Here is a 16,887-nt window from a genome sequence, read left to right as displayed (position 1 = left end):
CCGGTTCCCCCGGAATCGTCACCGCGGACATGGTCCGGCCCGGCGCCGCCGTCCTCGACGTCGGCATCACCCGGACCGAAGAGGGCCTGCTCGGCGACGTCCACCCGGACGTCGCCAAGGTCGCCGGATGGGTCGCCCCCATGCCGGGCGGCGTCGGCCCCATGACCCGGGCCATGCTGCTCGCCAACGTCGTCGAGACCGCCGAACGCACCGCCGCCGCCGCGCCCGGGCGGGACCCTCTCCACCCGCAGCTGTCCGACGCGCGATGAACATCCCGTCCTCCGGGCCCCGAGCTGCCCGAGCGCCCCGCGGCCACGCACTCCACCGTCCTCCATCCCGGGAGGTCAGATGTCCACCCCCGCCATCGACGAGGCGCCACTGAGCGGATTCCACCGAAAGCTCACCTGGGCCTGCGCCGGCGGCCCGTTCCTGGACGGCTACCTGCTCAGCATCATCGGCGTCGCGCTGGTCGGCATGAGCAACGAGCTCCAGCTGACCACGGGGGACGAGAGCCTCATCGGCGCCGACTATCCGATCGCGACGTCCCTGCTGGCCGAATGGGTGCCGAACCGGCACCGGGGCCGACTGCTCGGCCCCCGAGTCCCCGCTGTGGCTGGTGAACAAGGGCCGTACCGCGGACGCCCAGAAGTCGATCCAACGGGCCCTGGGGCGCACCATTCCCCTCGACGAGCTGCTCGTGGTATCGGCCGCCGAGCAGCTCGGCGCTGATCGGCTGTACCTATGCCCTCCTCTCGGGCGGCCCGACGGTGCTGGAGTGGACCTATCCCAACGAGCTGTTCCCTACTAGGGGCTGTCTGCGGTTGTGATCAATTGGCTTTCAGGAGGCTGCTGATCCAGATGGTCGCTGCGCGGAGATGCAGTCCGGCGAGGTAGCTTTCGGACGTCTTGTCGTAGCGGGTCGCGATGCCTCGCCAGTCCTTCAGCCTGTTGATGGCCCGCTCAACCGTGTTGCGATCGCGGTAGAGATCGGCGTTGTGGGTGACGGGCCTGCCGCCCCGGCTGCCTTTCTTCCTGCGGTTGGCTGCCTGGTCCTTCTTCTCCGGGATGACCGCCTTGATACGGCGTTTGCGCAGGTGGGCGCGGTTGGCGCGGGAGGAGTAGGCCTTGTCGCCGGCCACGGCGGCGGGCCGGGTGCGGGGACGGCCGACGGGTAGACGGACCCGCACCTTGCTCAGGACTGGGATGAACTGGGGGCTGTCGGCGGCCTGCCCGGCGGTCAGAAGGAGCGCCATCGGCCGGCATCGCCGGTCGGCGGCCAGGTGAATTTTGCTGGTCAGCCCGCCGCGGGACCGCCCGAGCAGGGCGGCCTTCAGCCGTGCCCGCCGTCGTAAGCGGATGCGTCGGCGTTCGGCGCGGACCGGATCGATTTCGCCGTCCTGTCCGCCTTGTTCCCCGGACGCTCCCCCTTTTGCGAGGCCGCCTCTTCGAGCGCGGCCAGGGTCTCTTCGCTGACCCGCATGCCGGCCGCGTCGTGATGAGCCCGCGTGGTGGTGGAATCCACGCTGACCAGCGACATGTCGATTTCCTCCCTGCGGACGGCCTCGGCGATCGCCTCTTCCAGCAGGGCCTGGAAAACACCCGCGTCCCGCCATCGCATGAAGCGGTTGTAGACGGTCTGCCAGGCGCCGAACCGCTCGGGCATCTCCCGCCACTGACTGCCGGTGCGGAACCGCCAGATCACCCCCTCGAACTGATCCCGCAGCCGGTCGGGGTACGGGCCGAACCTGCCGACCGGCAGGAATGGCCCGATGAACTCCCACTCTTCGTCCGTGAGTTGCGTACGCGTCACACCACAGTCCTACCGGATCGGCAGGTACCGCCGATCTTGATCACAACTAAAGACAGCCCCTAGCATCCGCGCCACCGCGGGTGGCGTGGCCACCTCCATCAGCCGTATCGGCGCAGCCGCCGGTACCTATCTGCTGCCGATCTCCCTCAGCAGGCTGGGCATCGGCACGACCATGCTGATCGGTGCCGGAATCACCCTGGTGGGGTGGCTGGTGTCCGTGGTGTGGGCCGAGGAGACGAAGGGCCGCACCCTGGCGGAGACCAGCGCACTTCCCGGCCGTTCCCGGCAGGGCTCGGAGGCCGACGCGCCGGAGGGAAAGTTCGCCCGGCCAACTCCTTGACAGCGGTCGCCCGGAAGACAGATTGTTGCTCATAATGAAGCGGTACGCGCCATGCGCAACAAATCGCGACGGCTCGGTCTCGGCCCTCCCGCGCTCCCGGCACATCGGTCCGGGGCCGGTCGGCACATCGTTCAATGCACCGTCCGCCGTTCGTGCTCCCCGCGGACAGCGGAGTTCATTCCCCTCCCTCGCCGATCGCTCCGGCGGAGCGACGCGGCGCCCCCGCCATCCGAAACAACCGGCCGGAACCGCGCATTCGGCCGCCCCGTAACGAGGAGAGCGACAGTGACACACGAGGTACGCGCCGTCGTCGCCCGGCAGAAGGGCGCTCCGGTCTCGGTGGAGACCGTCCTGGTGCCGGACCCCGGCCCGGGTGAGGCGCTGGTGAAGGTGCAGGCGTGCGGTGTCTGCCACACCGACCTGCACTACCAGCAGGGCGGGATCAACGACGAGTTCCCCTTCCTGCTCGGCCATGAGGCCGCGGGCCTGGTCGAGGCGGTCGGCGAGGGCGTCACCGCCGTGGCGCCCGGCGATTTCGTCGTGCTCAACTGGCGTGCGGTCTGCGGCCAGTGCCGGGCCTGCCGCAAGGGCAAACCGTGGTACTGCTTCGACACCCACAACGCCACCCAGCCGATGAAGCTGGCCGACGGCACCCCGCTGTCCCCGGCCCTGGGCATCGGCGCCTTCGCCGAGAAGACCCTGGTCGCCGCCGGGCAGTGCACCAAGGTGGACCCGACCGCCTCTGCCGCCGCGGCCGGGCTGCTCGGCTGCGGTGTGATGGCCGGGTTCGGCGCCGCGGTCAACACCGGCGGCGTCGGCCGCGGTGACTCGATCGCGGTGATCGGCTGCGGCGGCGTGGGCATGGCCGCCATCGCGGGCGCCAAACTGGCCGGTGCCGGCCGCATCATCGCCGTCGACGTCGACCAGCGGAAGCTGAAGTGGGCCGAGGAGTTCGGCGCCACCGACACCGTCGACTCCTCCCGTACCGACGCCGTCGAGGCCATCCGCGCCATCACCGGCGGCTTCGGCGCCGACGTCGTCGTGGACGCGGTGGGCCGCCCCGAGACCTACCGGCAGGCGTTCTACGCCCGCGACTTGGCCGGGACCGCGGTCCTGGTCGGCGTCCCCACCCCGGAGATGACCGTCGACCTGCCCCTGCTGGACGTCTTCGGCCGCGGCGGAGCCCTGAAGTCCTCCTGGTACGGCGACTGTCTGCCCTCACGGGACTTCCCCACCCTGGTCGACCTCTACCAGCAGGGCCGATTCGACCTCGGCCGCTTCGTCACCGAGGAGATCGCCCTGGACGACGTCGAGGAGGCATTCGCCACCATGCACCGCGGCGAGGTCCTGCGCTCGGTGGTGATCCTGTGACGGCGCGCATCGAGCACCTGGTCACCTCCGGCACCTTCGAGCTGGACGGGGGCAGCTGGGAGGTGGACAACAACGTCTGGCTGATCGGTGACGAACGCGAGGTCATGGTCATCGACGCCGCACACGACGAGGCGGCCATCGCGGACGCCGTCGGCGACCGCCACCTGGTCGGCATCGTGTGCACCCACGCCCACAACGACCACATCAACGCCGCTCCCGCCCTCGCCGCCCGCACCGGCGCGCCCATCCTGCTCCACCCGGCGGACACGGTGCTGTGGAAGTCCGTACACCCCCAGCGGAAACCGGACCGGGAGCTGGCCGACGGCGAGCTGCTGAGCGTCGCCGGTACCGGGCTGTACGTACTGCACACCCCCGGGCACGCGCCAGGCGCCGTCTGCCTGTACGCGCCCGAGCTGGGAGCCCTGTTCTCCGGCGACACCCTCTTCCAGGGCGGCCCCGGAGCCACCGGCCGCTCCTACTCCGACTTCGGCACCATCATCGCCTCCATCCGGGACCGGCTGTTCGCCCTCCCCGCCTCCACCGCCGTTCACACCGGCCACGGCGGCACCACCTCGATCGGGGCCGAAGCGCCACACCTCGACGACTGGGTGACCCGGGGACATTGACGGGCCGTCAGAGAACCCGAATCTGGAGGAGAACCATGGGCACCCGCGGAACCAACGCGTTATCGGCAGAATTTCCAGGCGAGCCAGGAGAGATGGACGGATGGCCCCTTCGTACGACGTGATCGTCGTCGGTCTGGGCGGTATGGGAAGCGCAGCCGCCTACCACCTCGCCGCCCGCGGGCAGCGAGTACTCGGCCTGGAGCGCTTCGGCCCGGCCCACAACCTCGGTTCCAGCCACGGCGGATCCCGTATCTACCGGCAGGCCTACTTCGAGGACCCCGCCTATGTGCCGCTGCTGCTCCGCGCCCACGAACTGTGGGAGAAGCTGGCGATGGACTCCGGCCACGAGGTGTTCACCCAGACCGGCGGCCTGGTGATCGGGCGCGAGGACAGCCAGGCGTTCGCCGGTACGCTGCGCAGCGCCCAGCAGTGGGGCCTGGACCACGAGGTGCTCACGGCCGCCGACATCCGCAGCCGTTTCCCCACCTTCAAACCGGGCGCCGATGATCTCGCCTTCTACGAGCGCAAGGCCGGTGTGGCACGGCCGGAGGCCACCGTCACCGCCCACTTGGACCTGGCCCGCGTCCACGGCGCCGACCTGCACTTCGTGGAAACCGTCTTCGGATGGCAGGCCGACGGGCCGGGCGGCAAGGCGTGGGTGGTCACCGACCGCGGCATCTACACCGCCGACCGGCTGGTCATCGCCCCCGGCGCCTGGGCATCGAACCTCCTCTCCGACCTCGGTGTGACCGTGACGGTCGAACGGCAGGTCATGTACTGGTTCCAGCCCCACGGCGGAACCGGCCCGTTCACCGCCGACCGGCACCCCGTGTACATCTGGGAGGACCCGGACGGCACACAGATCTGCGGCTTCCCCGCCCTCGACGGCCCCGACGGCGGCGCCAAGGTCGCCTTCTTCCACAAGGGCCTCCCCAGCAACCCCGAGACCGTCGACCGCCGGGTCCGCTCCGAGGAGATCGGCGCCATGGCCGAGTATCTGCGCCTGCGCGTCCCCACGCTCCCCACGCGCTTCCTCAAGGCCACGGCCTGCATGTACGCCAACACCCCGGACGAACACTTCGTCCTCGCCCAGCACCCCGAGCACCCGAGGGTGACGGTGGCCTACGGGTTCTCCGGCCACGGATTCAAGTTCGTGCCCGTCGTCGGCGAGATCCTCGCCGACCTCGCCACCGAGGGCACCACCGACCACCCCATCGCGCTCTTCGACCCCCGCCGCGTGCGCCCTGACATCTAGGTGCGCATACGAGGCAGCTCGCAACCCGGAGGTACCCCCGCATGAGGAGCATCACCGTCGTCGGAGCATCGCTGGCGGGCCTGAGCACGGTCCGCGCGCTGCGCACGGAAGGCTTCGACGGCGACATCGTCGTCGTCGGCGAGGAGCGTCACGACCCGTACGACCGCCCGCCGCTGTCCAAGGAATTCCTCAAGGGTGACGTCGGCGCCGACGCGCTCATGCTCAGCGACACGGAGGAGTACGACGAACTCCAGGCGCAGTGGCTGCTCGGCGAGCGCGCCGTACGGCTCGACACCGCGGCCCGGTCCGTCACCCTCGCCGGAGGGCGCGAGGTGCGCACCGACGGGATCGTCGTCGCGACCGGCGCCACCCCCCGGACGCTCCCCGGCACGGACGGGATGGCCGGGGTCCACACCCTGCGCACCCTGGACGACGCCCAGGCGCTGCGCGCCGCGCTGCTGGACGGCCTGCCCAAGGTCGTCGTCATCGGCGCCGGATTCATCGGTGCCGAGGTGGCGTCCACCGCCCACCGGCTCGGCCTCGACGTCACCGTGGTCGAGGCGCTCGACGTCCCGCTGGAACGCCAACTGGGGCGCGACATGGGGCTGGTGTGCTCCTCGCTCCACACCGACCACGGAGTGCGCCTGCTGTGCGGAACCGGCGTGGCGGGCTTCGCCGGCCACGACCGGGTCACCGGCGTACAGCTGGAGGACGGGCGCCTGCTGCCCGCCGACGTCGTCGTGGTCGGGGTGGGGGTGCGGCCCGCCACCGACTGGCTCGCCGGTTCCGGTGTCACCGTGGACGACGGCGTGGTGTGCGACGCCGGTTGCGCGACCAGTGTCCCGGGCGTGGTCGCGGTCGGTGATGTCGCCCGCTGCCCCCATCCGTTCACCGGACGGCACGCCCGTATCGAGCACTGGAGCAACGCCACCGAGCAGGCGAAGACCGCCGCCCGTACGCTGCTCTCCGGTACATCGGCCCCGCCCCCGCGCACCGCGCCGCACTTCTGGTCCGACCAGTACCGGGTGCGCATCCAGCTCGCCGGGCACGTCGTCCCCGGCGCCGAGCCCGAGGTGGTCGAGGGCGACGTCGACAGCCGCTCCTTCGCGGCCGTCTACCGCCACGAGGGCGCCGCCGTCGCCGTGCTCTCCATGAACCAGCCGAAGCTGTTCAACCGGCTCCGCCGCACCCTCACCGCTCCCGCGGTGGCCACCGCGTCGGTGCCCTGACATTCACTCCAACCGGACCCGTAACCGACAACCCCCGCGGGAACGCGCCTGTGTTCCCGCCCCACGGAGTATGGCGTGGCAATCAGCGTCTTCGACCTGTTCTCGATCGGCATCGGGCCGTCCAGCTCGCACACCGTCGGCCCGATGCGGGCCTCCCGCATGTTCGCCACCCGGCTGAAGCAGGACGGCCTGCTCGCCCAGACCGCCGCGGTGCGGGCGGAGCTGTTCGGCTCCCTGGGCGCCACCGGCCACGGCCACGGCACCCCCAAGGCCGTCCTGCTCGGCCTGGAAGGCAACGAGCCGCACACCGTCGACGTCGCCCGGGCCGAGCCGGACGTCGAACGGATCCGCGCCACCGGGCGCCTCCGCTTCCTCGGCGCCGACATCGGCCCGGCCCACGAGATCGACTTCGACGCCGCGACCCAGCTGATCCTGCACCGCCGCCGCTCGCTGCCGTACCACGCCAACGGCATGACCCTCTTCGCGTACGACGAGTCCGGCCATCCGCTGCTGGAGAAGACCTACTACTCGGTCGGCGGCGGCTTCGTGGTCGACGAGGACGCCGTCGGCGAAGACCGCATCAAGCCGGACGACACCCCGCTGGCCCACCCGTTCCGCACCGGCGACGAACTGCTGCGCCTGACGCGCGAAACGGGCCTGTCGATCACCGCGTTGATGCTGGAGAACGAGAAGGCGTGGCGTACCGAGGAGGAGATCCGTGCGGGTCTGCTGGAGATCTGGCAGGTCATGGAGGACTGTGTCTCCCGTGGCCTGGGCCAGGAGGGCATCCTGCCGGGCGGGCTGAAGGTGCGCCGCCGTGCCGCCAACGCCGCCCGCGCCCTGCGTTCCGAGGGCGACGCGGCCGCGCGTGCGATGGAGTGGGTGACCCTCTACGCGATGGCGGTGAACGAGGAGAACGCGGCCGGTGGCCGTGTCGTCACCGCCCCGACGAACGGCGCCGCCGGGATCATCCCGGCCGTCCTGCACTACTACACCCGCTTCGTCCCCGGCGCCGACGAGGAAGGCGTCATCCGCTTCCTCCTCGCGGCCGGTGCCATCGGCATGCTCTTCAAGGAGAACGCCTCCATCTCCGGCGCCGAGGTCGGCTGCCAGGGCGAGGTCGGCTCCGCCTGCTCCATGGCCGCCGGGGGCCTCGCGGAGGTGCTGGGCGGCAGTCCGGAGCAGGTCGAGAACGCCGCCGAGATCGGCATGGAACACAACCTCGGCCTGACCTGCGACCCCGTCGGCGGGCTGGTGCAGATCCCCTGCATCGAGCGCAACGGCATGGCCGCGGTCAAGGCCGTGACCGCCGCGCGGATGGCGCTGCGCGGCGACGGCCGCCACCATGTCTCCCTCGACAAGGTCATCAAGACCATGAAGGACACCGGCGCCGACATGAAGGTCAAGTACAAGGAGACGGCGCGGGGCGGGCTCGCGGTCAACGTCATCGAGTGCTGATGCGCGTGCTGACGTGGAACCTGTGGTGGCTGCTGCCTTCCCGCCAGGGCGACGATGACGGCCGTCTGGCGCGGCTTCCCGCCCGTGGTCACCGGCGACTTCAACGCATGGCCGGACTCCGACGAGGTACGGCGGTTCGGCGGCCGGCCGGTCGACGGCGTCTGGCCCTCCGACCACGCCGCGGTTCTCGCAGACCTGAAGGTGCTCAGCCGGGGCGCCCGTCCGCCTCGTCCGTCGCCGTGGACCAGCCGATGAGGGCGCCGCGGAGTGCCGCGACCAAGCGGGTGGCGGCCTCGTCCTCCGTTCGTCCGCTCTTGATGAGGTCGAGGATGTCGCGGGGGTCGAACAGGGCGTTCCACAGGTAGATGGCCTCGTCCCCCAGGTCGCCCAGCCCGAGTTCCTCGGTGGTCTGCCGCAGTGGCTCGGCGAGCGCCTCGGCCTGGGGGGCGAGGTAGCCGGTGCCCTCGCGCAGCCGTTCGAGGTAGCCGCGGTGGGAGCGCATCTGCGCCATCGCCCCGCCGTGCTCCAGGACGAGCGAGACCCAGTAGCGGGACACCGCCTCCAGCTTGACCATGCCGGTGGTGGTCTGCCGCGCGCTGAACTCGCACAGCTCGGAACCCACCTGTGACCGGAAGGCGTGCAGGATCTCCTGGATCGAGGAGAAGTGCCGGTACGCCGTCGCGGTGGACACCTCGGCCTGCTTGGCGATATCGGCCAGGCTGACCTGGGTCGGCGAGCTCTCGAACAGCCGCGCGGCGGCCTTGATGAGCTGCCTGCGGTTGCGCTCGGTGTCACTGCGCATCGGCCGACGCTCCTGTTGCATATGAACCACCGTTCAGCGGAGGGCCGAGAGGCCGCGAGCCGGTCGGCGGACCCCCTCGGTGATGGATTCCGGGCTGGCAGCGTACCCCCGCCTCTGATCGTAGGATCTCATATGAGAAGAAATCTTCATCTTCCCGGCGGTCAAGGCCACCCCTGCCGTTGAGGAGCCCCATCAGCCCTCCCAGCCGTAGGCGCGCCGGGCACCCTCGGGGGTCAGGATGCCCTCGGCGAGGTCGGCGAGGATGGCCTCCCGGTCGCGCTCGGCGGCCGGGAACTTGCCGCCGCCGCTGGGCAGTTCGATGTCGATCACATCGCCCGGGGTGAGATCGTGCCGCCCCACCGGCTGCGGATGCGGCTCGCCGTTGACCAGCACACGGTTGGGCGTGCCGGGCTCGCCACCGAGGACACCGTCGGCCACATGGCGCATGCGCGAGTAGAACATGGAGTGGGTGACGGGCCGGTCGCCGATGTTGCGGATGACCATGCGCTGACCGGGCCCGCCCCGGTACCGCCCGGCACCGGCCGAGTCCGGGATGATCTCCTTCGCCTCGAACAGCACGGGCGCGGACGATTCCAGCAGTTCGATCGGGGTCGCGGACATGTTGCCCGGGAAGGCGGCGATCACCCCGTCGCCGTGCGGACGGGCTCCGGTGCCGCCGTTGACGCAGAGGTTCTCCACGAACCGGCTGCCGTCGGCGCGGGTGCCCGACAGCACGTCCACGGTGACCGGGGCGCTGCCGGAGTGGCCCATGACCCGGTCGGGCAGGACGTCCGCCAGCGCGGTGAAGATCGCGGCGTGCGCCATATGGCCGATCCGGTTGCGCATCTCGCACGCCCGCGGGCGCTGGGCGTTGGCGATGGAGCCCTCGGGCGCGGTGACGGTGATCGGCTTGAAGCAGCCCTCGTTATTGGGGAGGTTGGGCTCCAGCAGACACTTGAGCGGATAGACGGTGTACGCGTACGTGTAGCACAGCGGGCAGTTGGTGCCGTACGCCGATTCGGGGGAGGAGCCCGCGAAGTCCACGGTGATGTCGGTGCCGGACACCTCGATGGCCACCTGCACGTGGATGTCGCCCTCGAAGTCTCCGATGTCGACGGACGCCTCGTAGCGCCCGTCCGGTACGTCGGCGATGGCCCGGCGCATCGCGTTCTCGGTGAGCTGATGGATGGTGGCGGCCAGCTCGTCGACCCGGTGAAGACCGAGGTCGCCCATGAGCGCCAGCAGACCCTCCGCGCCCACATGGTTGGCGGCGAGCATGGCCTGGAGGTCGCCCTGGACCTGGTCGGGGGCGCGGACGTTGGAGAGGAAGAGTTCCAGCAGCTGTTCGTTGGGCCGCCCGCCGTCGATCAGCTTGCTCGGCGGGATGTGGAAGCCCTCCTCGTAGACCTCGCGCGCCGAGCCCATGTTGAGGGTGCCGCCGATGTCGGACATGTGGGCGATCGAGCCGGAGAACGCGACGAGTTCACCGTCGATGAAGACCGGGGTCGCGATCGTGACGTCGTTGAGCTGGCCGGTGCCGAGCCATGGGTCGTTGGTGATGAGGCTGTCACCGGGCCGCAGCGTCTCGGCCGGGAACTTCTTCAGGAAGTGGCGGACGGTCGCGGGCAGGGTGCCGATGAAGACGGGGATGCTGGTCCTGGGCTGGGCCAGCGAGTTGCCCTCGGCGTCCATGAGCAGACACGAGTAGTCGCCGACTTCGCGCACGATGCTGGAGAACGCCATGTTCACCAGCGTGGTCGCCGCTTCCTCGGAGATGGAGACGAGACGGTCCCAGGTGATGCGCAGGGTGATCGGATCGTCCAGGTTGACCTGGGCAGCCATCAGGCGACCTCCATCAGGATGGTGCCGTGTGTGTCGAGGACCGCGGTCGCGTCGGGACCGACGTAGATGGCGCACTCGTCCTCCTGGACGATCGCGGGACCGTCGATCTTCCGGCCGACGGGAAGGGCGGCGCGGTGCACGATCGGTGCGTCGCGGCGACCCGGCACCCGGCCCAGATAGACCGGGATGGTGCGGTGGCCAACGGCGACCTCCGCGTCCGCGGCCCGCTCCGGGGAGGCCACCGCCGGTGCCTCGGTACGGGCGCGGCCGCGCCAGTTCACCACCTCGGCGGCCACCCCGGGCAGGATGCGCCCGAACCGGCGCCGGTGCGCCTCCTCGAACTCGCCCACGAGCGCGGCGATGTCACCGCCGGAGAGGAACGAGTCGGGTACGCGGACGGTGAGTTCGGAGCCCTGGCCGACGTAGCGCACATCGGCCAGATGCTCGCGCCGCACGGCGCCCCGGTCGGCACCGGTGGCATCGAGGACGGTGAGCGCCTCGGCGAATCCGTCCTCGAACGCCGCCCGGACCGCGTCCAGGTCGATGTCCTCGTCCAGCCGGCGGCGGTCGGCGCGGACGAAGTCCGAGGTCGGCGGCGCGGTCAGCAGCCCGAACGCCGAGTAGACACCGGCCCCGGCCGGGAAGTACACCTCCCGCACACCGAGCAGCTTGCCGAGCGAGTACGCGTGGCTGGGGCCGGCGCCGCCGAACGCCAGCATCGTGAGGTTCGCCGGATTGACGCCCTTCTCGACCGCATGGGTGCGCAGCGCCTCGGCCATCTTGTTGTTGGCGACCTCGTGGATGCCCCAGGCGGCCTCCTCGATGCTCAGCCCCAGCGGTTCGGCGACCCGTGCGAGCGCGGTGCGCGCCGCCTCCACGTCCAGGGTCATCCGGCCGCCCAGGAAGGAACCGGGGTCGAGCAGCCCGAGGACGACATTGGCGTCGGTGACGGTCGGCTCGGTGCCGCCCTTGGCGTAGCAGGCGGGACCCGGGTCGGCCCCCGCGCTCTCGGGGCCGATCTCCAGCAGCCCGAGCGCGTCGACCCGGGCGATGCTACCGCCACCCGCCCCGATCTCGATCATGTCGACCACGGGGAGCTTCACCGGTAGCCCGCTGCCCTTGAGCAGCCGGTCGGCGCGGCCCACCTCGTAGTCGGTGGTGATGGAGGGCTCGCCGCCGCGCACCAGACACGCCTTGGCGGTGGTGCCGCCCATGTCGAAGGCGAGCACCTCCTGGTGTCCGCCCTTCTTGGCGAAGTCGGCGGTGGCGACGACACCGGCCGCGGGCCCCGACTCGATGATGCGGGTCGGGAACTCGCCCGCCACCGACGGCGCCATCAGGCCGCCGTGCGACCCCATCACCAGCCAGTCCCCGGTGAATCCGCCGCCGCGCAGCTTCGTATCGAGCCGGGCCATGTACCGCTTGGCCCTGGGCTGGATGAACGCGTTCATCGCGGTCAGCACGCCCCGGTCGTACTCGCGGATCTCCCGGGAGACATGGTGCGAGACGGAGACGCTGACCCCGGGCAGCTCGCGGGCGAGGATGCGGGCGGCCTCCCGCTCGTGCCCGGGCCAGGCGTAGCTGTGCAGGAACAACACGGCGACCGCCTCGTACGCCTCCTCGCGCAGCCGGCGCGCCAGCTCCACGACCTCCTCCTCGCGCAACGGGCGGACGACCTCCCCGGCCGCGGTGACCCGCTCGTCCAGTTCGAACGCCTGGGACCGGGGGAGGAGCGGCGGGGCGGGGGAGCCGTCCAGGTCGTAGATGTCGTAGCGGTACTCGCGGCCGAGGACCAGGACGTCACGGAACCCCTTGGTGGCGACGAACGCGGTCCTGGCGCCCTTGCGCTCCAGGAGGGAGTTGATGGCGAGGGTGGTGCCGTGGATCAGCGAGGTGAGGTCCTCGGCCTGGAGACCGGCGAGTTCGAGGAGGCTGACCAGCCCGTCGTAGGCGCCTTCGGAGGGATCGTCCGGGGTGGTGAGGGTCTTGTGCCGGTACGTGCCGCCGGTGGCGTCGTCCAGGAGGACCAGGTCGGTGAAGGTGCCCCCGATGTCGAACCCCACCCGCCAGCGGAACGTGTCACGCACTTCGGCTTTCTCCGTCATCGGGGTTCCAAACTGTGAGGACAGGGGGGGATCAGCTGTCGCGCAGCGGCCTTCCCGACGTCTCCTTGAGCGCCAGGGTGGTGACGAAGGTGATGAGCGCCGTGAGGACGACGGCGTAGCTGGGCACGCTTGTGTCGCCGGTCCGGTCGATCAGATACGTCATGAGCAGGGGAGCGGCGCCGCCGAAGAGGGCCGTGGTGATGCTGAAGCCGATGCTGTAGGCGCTGTACCGCACCCGGGTCGGGAACAGCGCGGTCAGGGCGACCTGGATGACGCCCGCGTGCCCGGCGAAGGCCACCGCCAGCAGGACGGCGCCCAGAGAAGCCGCCGCCACGCTGCCGTGCGAGATGAGCTGGAAACACGGGTAGCCGAGGATCGCCATGGCCAGCGACGAGCCCGCCAGCAGCGGCTTGCGGCCGAACCGGTCGGACAGCCGCGCCATGAGGGGGATGGTGACGCTGATGGCGAGCAGTCCCGCCGCGGTGACCAGGAGCGCGTTGGACGGGGTGAACTTCAGCTCCCGCGCCAGATTCGTGTTGCATGTAGACGAAGACGATGTAGTAGCCCGGCCCGTTGAGCGCCGGGAGCGCGATGGCCAGACCGATGGCCTTGAGGTGTTCCCGGGAGGTCAGGGCCTCCTTGAGGGGATTGCGCGCCACGTTCCGCGATTCGATGATCGCCTGGAATCTGGGGGTGTCCTCCAGCTTCGCGCGGATGTAGAAGCCGACGGCTCCCAGCGGAACGGCGATCAGGAACGGCACCCGCCAGGCCCAGCTGTTCATGGCGTCCTGGCCCACGGTGTCGATGAGGAGCCGGGAGATGAGCGAGCCCACGAGCAGCGCCACGAAGGAGCCGACCGGCAGCCAGCTCGTCGTGTACCCGCGCCGTTTGTCCTCGGCGTGTTCCGCGACGAAGGACATGGCCCCGGCGACCTCTCCGCCCGCCGAGAACCCCTGGAGCATGCGCAGCAGAATCAGCAGGGCGGGCGCCGCCCAGCCGATGGCCGCGTACGTCGGCAGGACACCGATGGCGGCGGTCGCCCCGGAGATCAGCAGAATGAGCACGGCGAGCAGCCGCTTGCGGCCCATCCGGTCGCCCAAGTGACCGCATATCGCCGCCCCGAACGGGCGGATGGCGAAGCTGACGGCGAATCCCGCGTAGGTCAGCAGCAGCGCGGAATCGGCGTCCCCGGGAAAGAACACGACGGAGACGGACCCGGCGAGGAGGCCGTAGATGCCGTAGTCGTACCACTCGACGAACGAGCCGATGGCACCGGCGGCGGTGGCGCGCCTGACGGTGGTCCGTTCGACCCTCGATGGTGCGGCGGTGGTAGTGGCCAAGTCTTTCTCCGATTGTTCTTGAACATCCCGACCGGAGCGAGAATATGTTCTCAGATGAGAAGAGTTTCGCCATCACCTCAGGGAACGTCAACCCCTCGGGGTGTGTCACCGCGGGGCGCGGGGAGTGTGTGAGGTGACCCCAGTATCCACGAATATGTCGGCTCAATTCGGGCGCGTATGAGCTACCGCTGGTGCACCGTGTGTAGCCGAAATCAGCGCGCGGGCAGCCGGACGCCCAGCTCGGAGGCCGCCGACTGAAGCAGCGGCACCAGGGCGATCAGATCGTCCATGTCGCGGCGGAAGGCGGGCGCCGCGGTGGACAGGGCGGCGAAGACGCTTCCGTCGGGCCGCAGGACCGGGACGGCGACGGCGCGCAGGCCGCGGTGGTGTTCCTCGTCGGCCGTGGCGTAGCCACGCTCGGCGGCGCGGGCGACGGTCGCGCGCAGGACGTCGCGGTCGGTGATGCTGTTCGGCCCGTGCGGGGTGAGGTCGACGCGCTCCAGGAGGTCGGTGCGCACGTCGTCGGGCGCGAAGGCCATGAGGACCTTGCCCATCGAGGTGCAGTGCAGCGGACCGTGGCGGCCGGGATCGCTGCGCACGCCGACCGGCTGGGGGCCGTCCACGTAGTGCACGTACAGGTGGCGCGTGCCGTCGAGGACGGACATCAGGGTGGCTTCCTCGGTCTGCCGCGTCACGCGCTGCATCACGGGGAGGGCGGTGCCCGCGAATCCGTACACCTGGCCCGCCTGCTGGCCGAGCTGGAACAGCCGCAGCCCCGGCTTGTAGCGCTTTCCGGCAGCCTCGAACTCCACCAGGCCCTCCCGGCAGAGGGAGTTGACCAGCCGGTGCGAGGTGCTGACGGGGACGCCGCTCTCACGGGCCAGTGCCGACAGCGTGATGCCGTGCGGGTGCTCGCCGACCAGGACGAGCAGCCGGATCGCCCGGCCGAGGACATCGGGCGGGACATCGGCTGGGACATCGCTGGTGCTCACGCTGTGCAAATTACCACTCTGCGGAATCGATTTTCATTCAGCGGTTGACATCGACCCGTCGCGGTCCTGACGATGCTTTCCGTTGAGCAGATAGCTTTTCCATTCAGTGGAAAAACCCGAGGAGTGGCGTATGACCCAGCGAGTGCTCACCACCCGGCCCGACCTGCCCGGCGGGGGCCTGGACCGGCTGGCGGCCCAGTCGGAACTGGTGCGCTGGGACGGCGACGGCAAGCCGGAACCGGCCGAGCTGCACGCCCTCGCCGCCGGCGCCAGCGGCATCCTCTGCCTGGGCAACGACCGGGTGGACGCCGCCCTGCTCGACGCCGCCGGACCCTCGCTGAAGGTCGTCGGGCTGGCCAGCATGGGATTCGACGGCGTGGACCGGGAGGCCGCCGCCGAGCGCGGAGTCGTGGTCACCCACACCCCCGGCGTCCTCGCCGAGACCACCGCCGACCTCACCTTCAGCCTCATCCTCATGGCCCGCCGCCGCCTCGGCGCCGCCCGTGACTCGCTCGCCGCCGGGCGGTGGGACCTGTTCCGGATGGACGACTACCTGGGCCTGGACATCCACGGCGCGACCCTCGGCCTGGTCGGCTTCGGCCAGATCGGACGCGCGGTGGCGCGCCGCGCCCAGGGCTTCGGCATGCGCGTACTCCACCACGACCCCTTCGCGCCCGACGACACCCAGGACCCGCCGTCCAAGGCCGTGGACCTGCCCACCCTGCTCGCCGAGGCCGACGTGGTCTCGCTGCACGTCCCGCTGACCCCGGGGACCCGCCACCTCATCGGCGCCGCCGAACTGGCCGCCATGAAGTCCACCGCCACCCTGGTCAGCACCTCCCGCGGCGGCGTCATCGACGAGAACGCCCTGCTCCACGCCGTGCGTGAGGGAGGCATCCACTCGGCGGGCCTGGACGTCTACGAGCGCGAACCCATGGGCACCGACCTGTCACCCCTGGTCGGTGAGCCGCGTGTGGCGACGCTTCCGCACATCGGCTCCGCCACCGAGGCCACCCGCGCCGCCATGGTCGACCTCGCCGTCGACAACATCCTCGAGGTGCTCGAGGGCCGCCCGGCCACCACGCCGCTGCCCGGCAGCGCGGGCCTGCCCGGCGCCCCGGCCCGTACCTGACCACGGTCACCGGTCGGCGTCCCGTCGGGCGAGAACCCGGTCGGCCGCGCGAAGCCAGTGCTGTTTGGCGGCCTTCAGCGCGCGGAAACTCCGGGCGTGGGTGCGGATGGTCTCCGTCTGGAGACGTGCCTCGGCGGTGCGCCAGATCTCGGCGAGCCGGGTCCTGCCCTTGCACCGTACGTCGGCGACCGCGGTACGGATCTCCTCGGGCGACGGGCGGGACGACCTCGCCCAGACCGGCTTGTCGGCGACGCTCAGGGGATCGGTGTGACGGAGGCCCTCCGCGCGCAGGCAGGCGCTCCACGCGCGCACGCCCCGACGGACGGCCGCGTCGCGCCGGGACCGCTCGAAGTCGCGCGTGACCAGCCGGTTGAACAAGGAGTGATCGGACGTCGGCGCGCCGCGCAGCAGTCGCGCGTGCGCCGCCCTCCAGCACCCTCCCGTGCCGTCCCTCCCGTACGCGGCCCGGCGCTGCCGGGACGTCAGGTCGGCGTCCCGCGACGTGCCCGCCCGCCTCGCGCCGCGCGGCGGTCGGCGGGGGGAGGGGGAGCGTGGTATCCGAAGCGGGGGGCGACCTCCCGTCTC

At 70.9% G+C, this 16,887-nt stretch carries 15 protein-coding genes and 3 pseudogenes; 10 read left to right on the top strand and 8 right to left on the bottom strand.

Translation table 11 applies throughout. The features are described from left to right. Together SSOG_RS55345 and SSOG_RS52035 are read left to right on the top strand one after the other, a co-directional pair. Positions 1-269 (top strand): hypothetical protein (locus tag SSOG_RS55345; RefSeq protein WP_245606180.1); only part of this gene is annotated, 269 nt, incomplete at its 5' end. A 79-nt stretch (positions 270-348) separates the two neighbouring features. Beyond that, positions 349-729 (top strand): hypothetical protein, encoded by a 381-nt coding sequence (locus SSOG_RS52035; protein WP_009712225.1) that lies wholly within the window; start codon positions 349-351, stop codon positions 727-729. Between the two features lie 98 nt (positions 730-827). On the opposite strand, the pseudogene SSOG_RS47955 reads toward SSOG_RS52035, so the two are convergent. Further along, a pseudogene (locus SSOG_RS47955) lies at positions 828-1,810 on the bottom strand (IS5 family transposase). An 85-nt stretch (positions 1,811-1,895) separates the two neighbouring features. Between SSOG_RS47955 and SSOG_RS00540 the strand changes: the two are divergent. From SSOG_RS00540 to SSOG_RS55340, 7 genes and pseudogenes are all read left to right on the top strand, one after another. Continuing rightward, positions 1,896-2,150 (top strand): hypothetical protein, encoded by a 255-nt coding sequence (locus tag SSOG_RS00540; protein ID WP_009712224.1) that lies wholly within the window; start codon positions 1,896-1,898, stop codon positions 2,148-2,150. Positions 2,151-2,435: 285 nt separating this feature from the next. Then, entirely contained in the window at positions 2,436-3,521 is a 1,086-nt protein-coding gene (locus SSOG_RS00535; protein WP_009712223.1) for an S-(hydroxymethyl)mycothiol dehydrogenase, read from the top strand. After that, positions 3,518-4,147 carry an MBL fold metallo-hydrolase gene (locus tag SSOG_RS00530; RefSeq protein ID WP_009712222.1) on the top strand — a complete coding sequence of 210 codons (630 nt, stop codon included), beginning with the start codon at positions 3,518-3,520 and terminating at the stop codon, positions 4,145-4,147. Before SSOG_RS00535 ends, SSOG_RS00530 begins: the two co-directional genes overlap by 4 nt. 100 nt (positions 4,148-4,247) lie before the next feature. After that, entirely contained in the window at positions 4,248-5,402 is a 1,155-nt protein-coding gene (solA, locus tag SSOG_RS00525; RefSeq protein WP_009712221.1) for an N-methyl-L-tryptophan oxidase, read from the top strand. A 41-nt stretch (positions 5,403-5,443) separates the two neighbouring features. After that, a complete protein-coding gene (locus tag SSOG_RS00520; RefSeq protein ID WP_009712220.1) occupies positions 5,444-6,631 on the top strand; it encodes an NAD(P)/FAD-dependent oxidoreductase in 1,188 nt (395 codons plus the stop codon). A gap of 75 nt (positions 6,632-6,706) precedes the next feature. After that, entirely contained in the window at positions 6,707-8,089 is a 1,383-nt protein-coding gene (locus SSOG_RS00515) for an L-serine ammonia-lyase (protein ID WP_009712219.1), read from the top strand. A 42-nt stretch (positions 8,090-8,131) separates the two neighbouring features. Continuing rightward, positions 8,132-8,344 (top strand): annotated as a pseudogene (locus tag SSOG_RS55340) (endonuclease/exonuclease/phosphatase family protein); the annotation flags it as partial. Here SSOG_RS55340 and SSOG_RS00505 read toward each other — a convergent pair. The 6 genes and pseudogenes from SSOG_RS00505 to SSOG_RS00485 all read right to left on the bottom strand — a co-directional run bounded on the left by SSOG_RS00505 (position 8,295) and on the right by SSOG_RS00485 (position 15,170). Continuing rightward, positions 8,295-8,891 (bottom strand): TetR/AcrR family transcriptional regulator, encoded by a 597-nt coding sequence (locus tag SSOG_RS00505; protein ID WP_039936198.1) that lies wholly within the window; start codon positions 8,889-8,891, stop codon positions 8,295-8,297. The pseudogene SSOG_RS55340 and the gene SSOG_RS00505 sit on opposite strands and share 50 nt — an antisense overlap. A gap of 192 nt (positions 8,892-9,083) precedes the next feature. Then, on the bottom strand, positions 9,084-10,733 hold the full coding sequence (locus SSOG_RS00500) for a hydantoinase B/oxoprolinase family protein (protein WP_039936196.1): 1,650 nt from the start codon (positions 10,731-10,733) through the stop codon (positions 9,084-9,086). Further along, positions 10,733-12,838, bottom strand: a complete 2,106-nt coding sequence (locus SSOG_RS00495) for a hydantoinase/oxoprolinase family protein (RefSeq protein WP_009712216.1) — start codon at positions 12,836-12,838, stop codon at positions 10,733-10,735. The genes SSOG_RS00500 and SSOG_RS00495 overlap by 1 nt, the downstream gene beginning before the upstream one ends. Before the next feature lie 31 nt (positions 12,839-12,869). Continuing rightward, positions 12,870-13,328 carry an MFS transporter gene (locus SSOG_RS57785; RefSeq protein ID WP_342634407.1) on the bottom strand — a complete coding sequence of 153 codons (459 nt, stop codon included), beginning with the start codon at positions 13,326-13,328 and terminating at the stop codon, positions 12,870-12,872. A 109-nt stretch (positions 13,329-13,437) separates the two neighbouring features. Next, a pseudogene (locus SSOG_RS57780) lies at positions 13,438-14,178 on the bottom strand (MFS transporter); the annotation flags it as partial. A 212-nt stretch (positions 14,179-14,390) separates the two neighbouring features. After that, positions 14,391-15,170: an IclR family transcriptional regulator gene (locus tag SSOG_RS00485; RefSeq protein WP_050799710.1), complete on the bottom strand. Its 780-nt coding sequence runs from the start codon at positions 15,168-15,170 to the stop codon at positions 14,391-14,393. A gap of 130 nt (positions 15,171-15,300) precedes the next feature. On the opposite strand from SSOG_RS00485, the gene SSOG_RS00480 reads away from it, so the two are divergent. Continuing rightward, positions 15,301-16,302 (top strand): 2-hydroxyacid dehydrogenase, encoded by a 1,002-nt coding sequence (locus tag SSOG_RS00480; protein ID WP_009712213.1) that lies wholly within the window; start codon positions 15,301-15,303, stop codon positions 16,300-16,302. Positions 16,303-16,308: 6 nt separating this feature from the next. Here SSOG_RS00480 and SSOG_RS00475 read toward each other — a convergent pair whose 3' ends face one another. Beyond that, the gene (locus SSOG_RS00475; RefSeq protein ID WP_009712212.1) at positions 16,309-16,680 is read right to left on the bottom strand and encodes a hypothetical protein; all 372 of its coding nucleotides are present in this window, start codon (positions 16,678-16,680) and stop codon (positions 16,309-16,311) included. Between the last annotated feature and the right edge of the window lie 207 nt (positions 16,681-16,887).

The sequence above is a fragment of the Streptomyces himastatinicus ATCC 53653 genome, assembly GCF_000158915.1.
Classification (GTDB): domain Bacteria; phylum Actinomycetota; class Actinomycetes; order Streptomycetales; family Streptomycetaceae; genus Streptomyces; species Streptomyces himastatinicus.
This window is presented reverse-complemented; position numbering and strand designations above follow the sequence as displayed.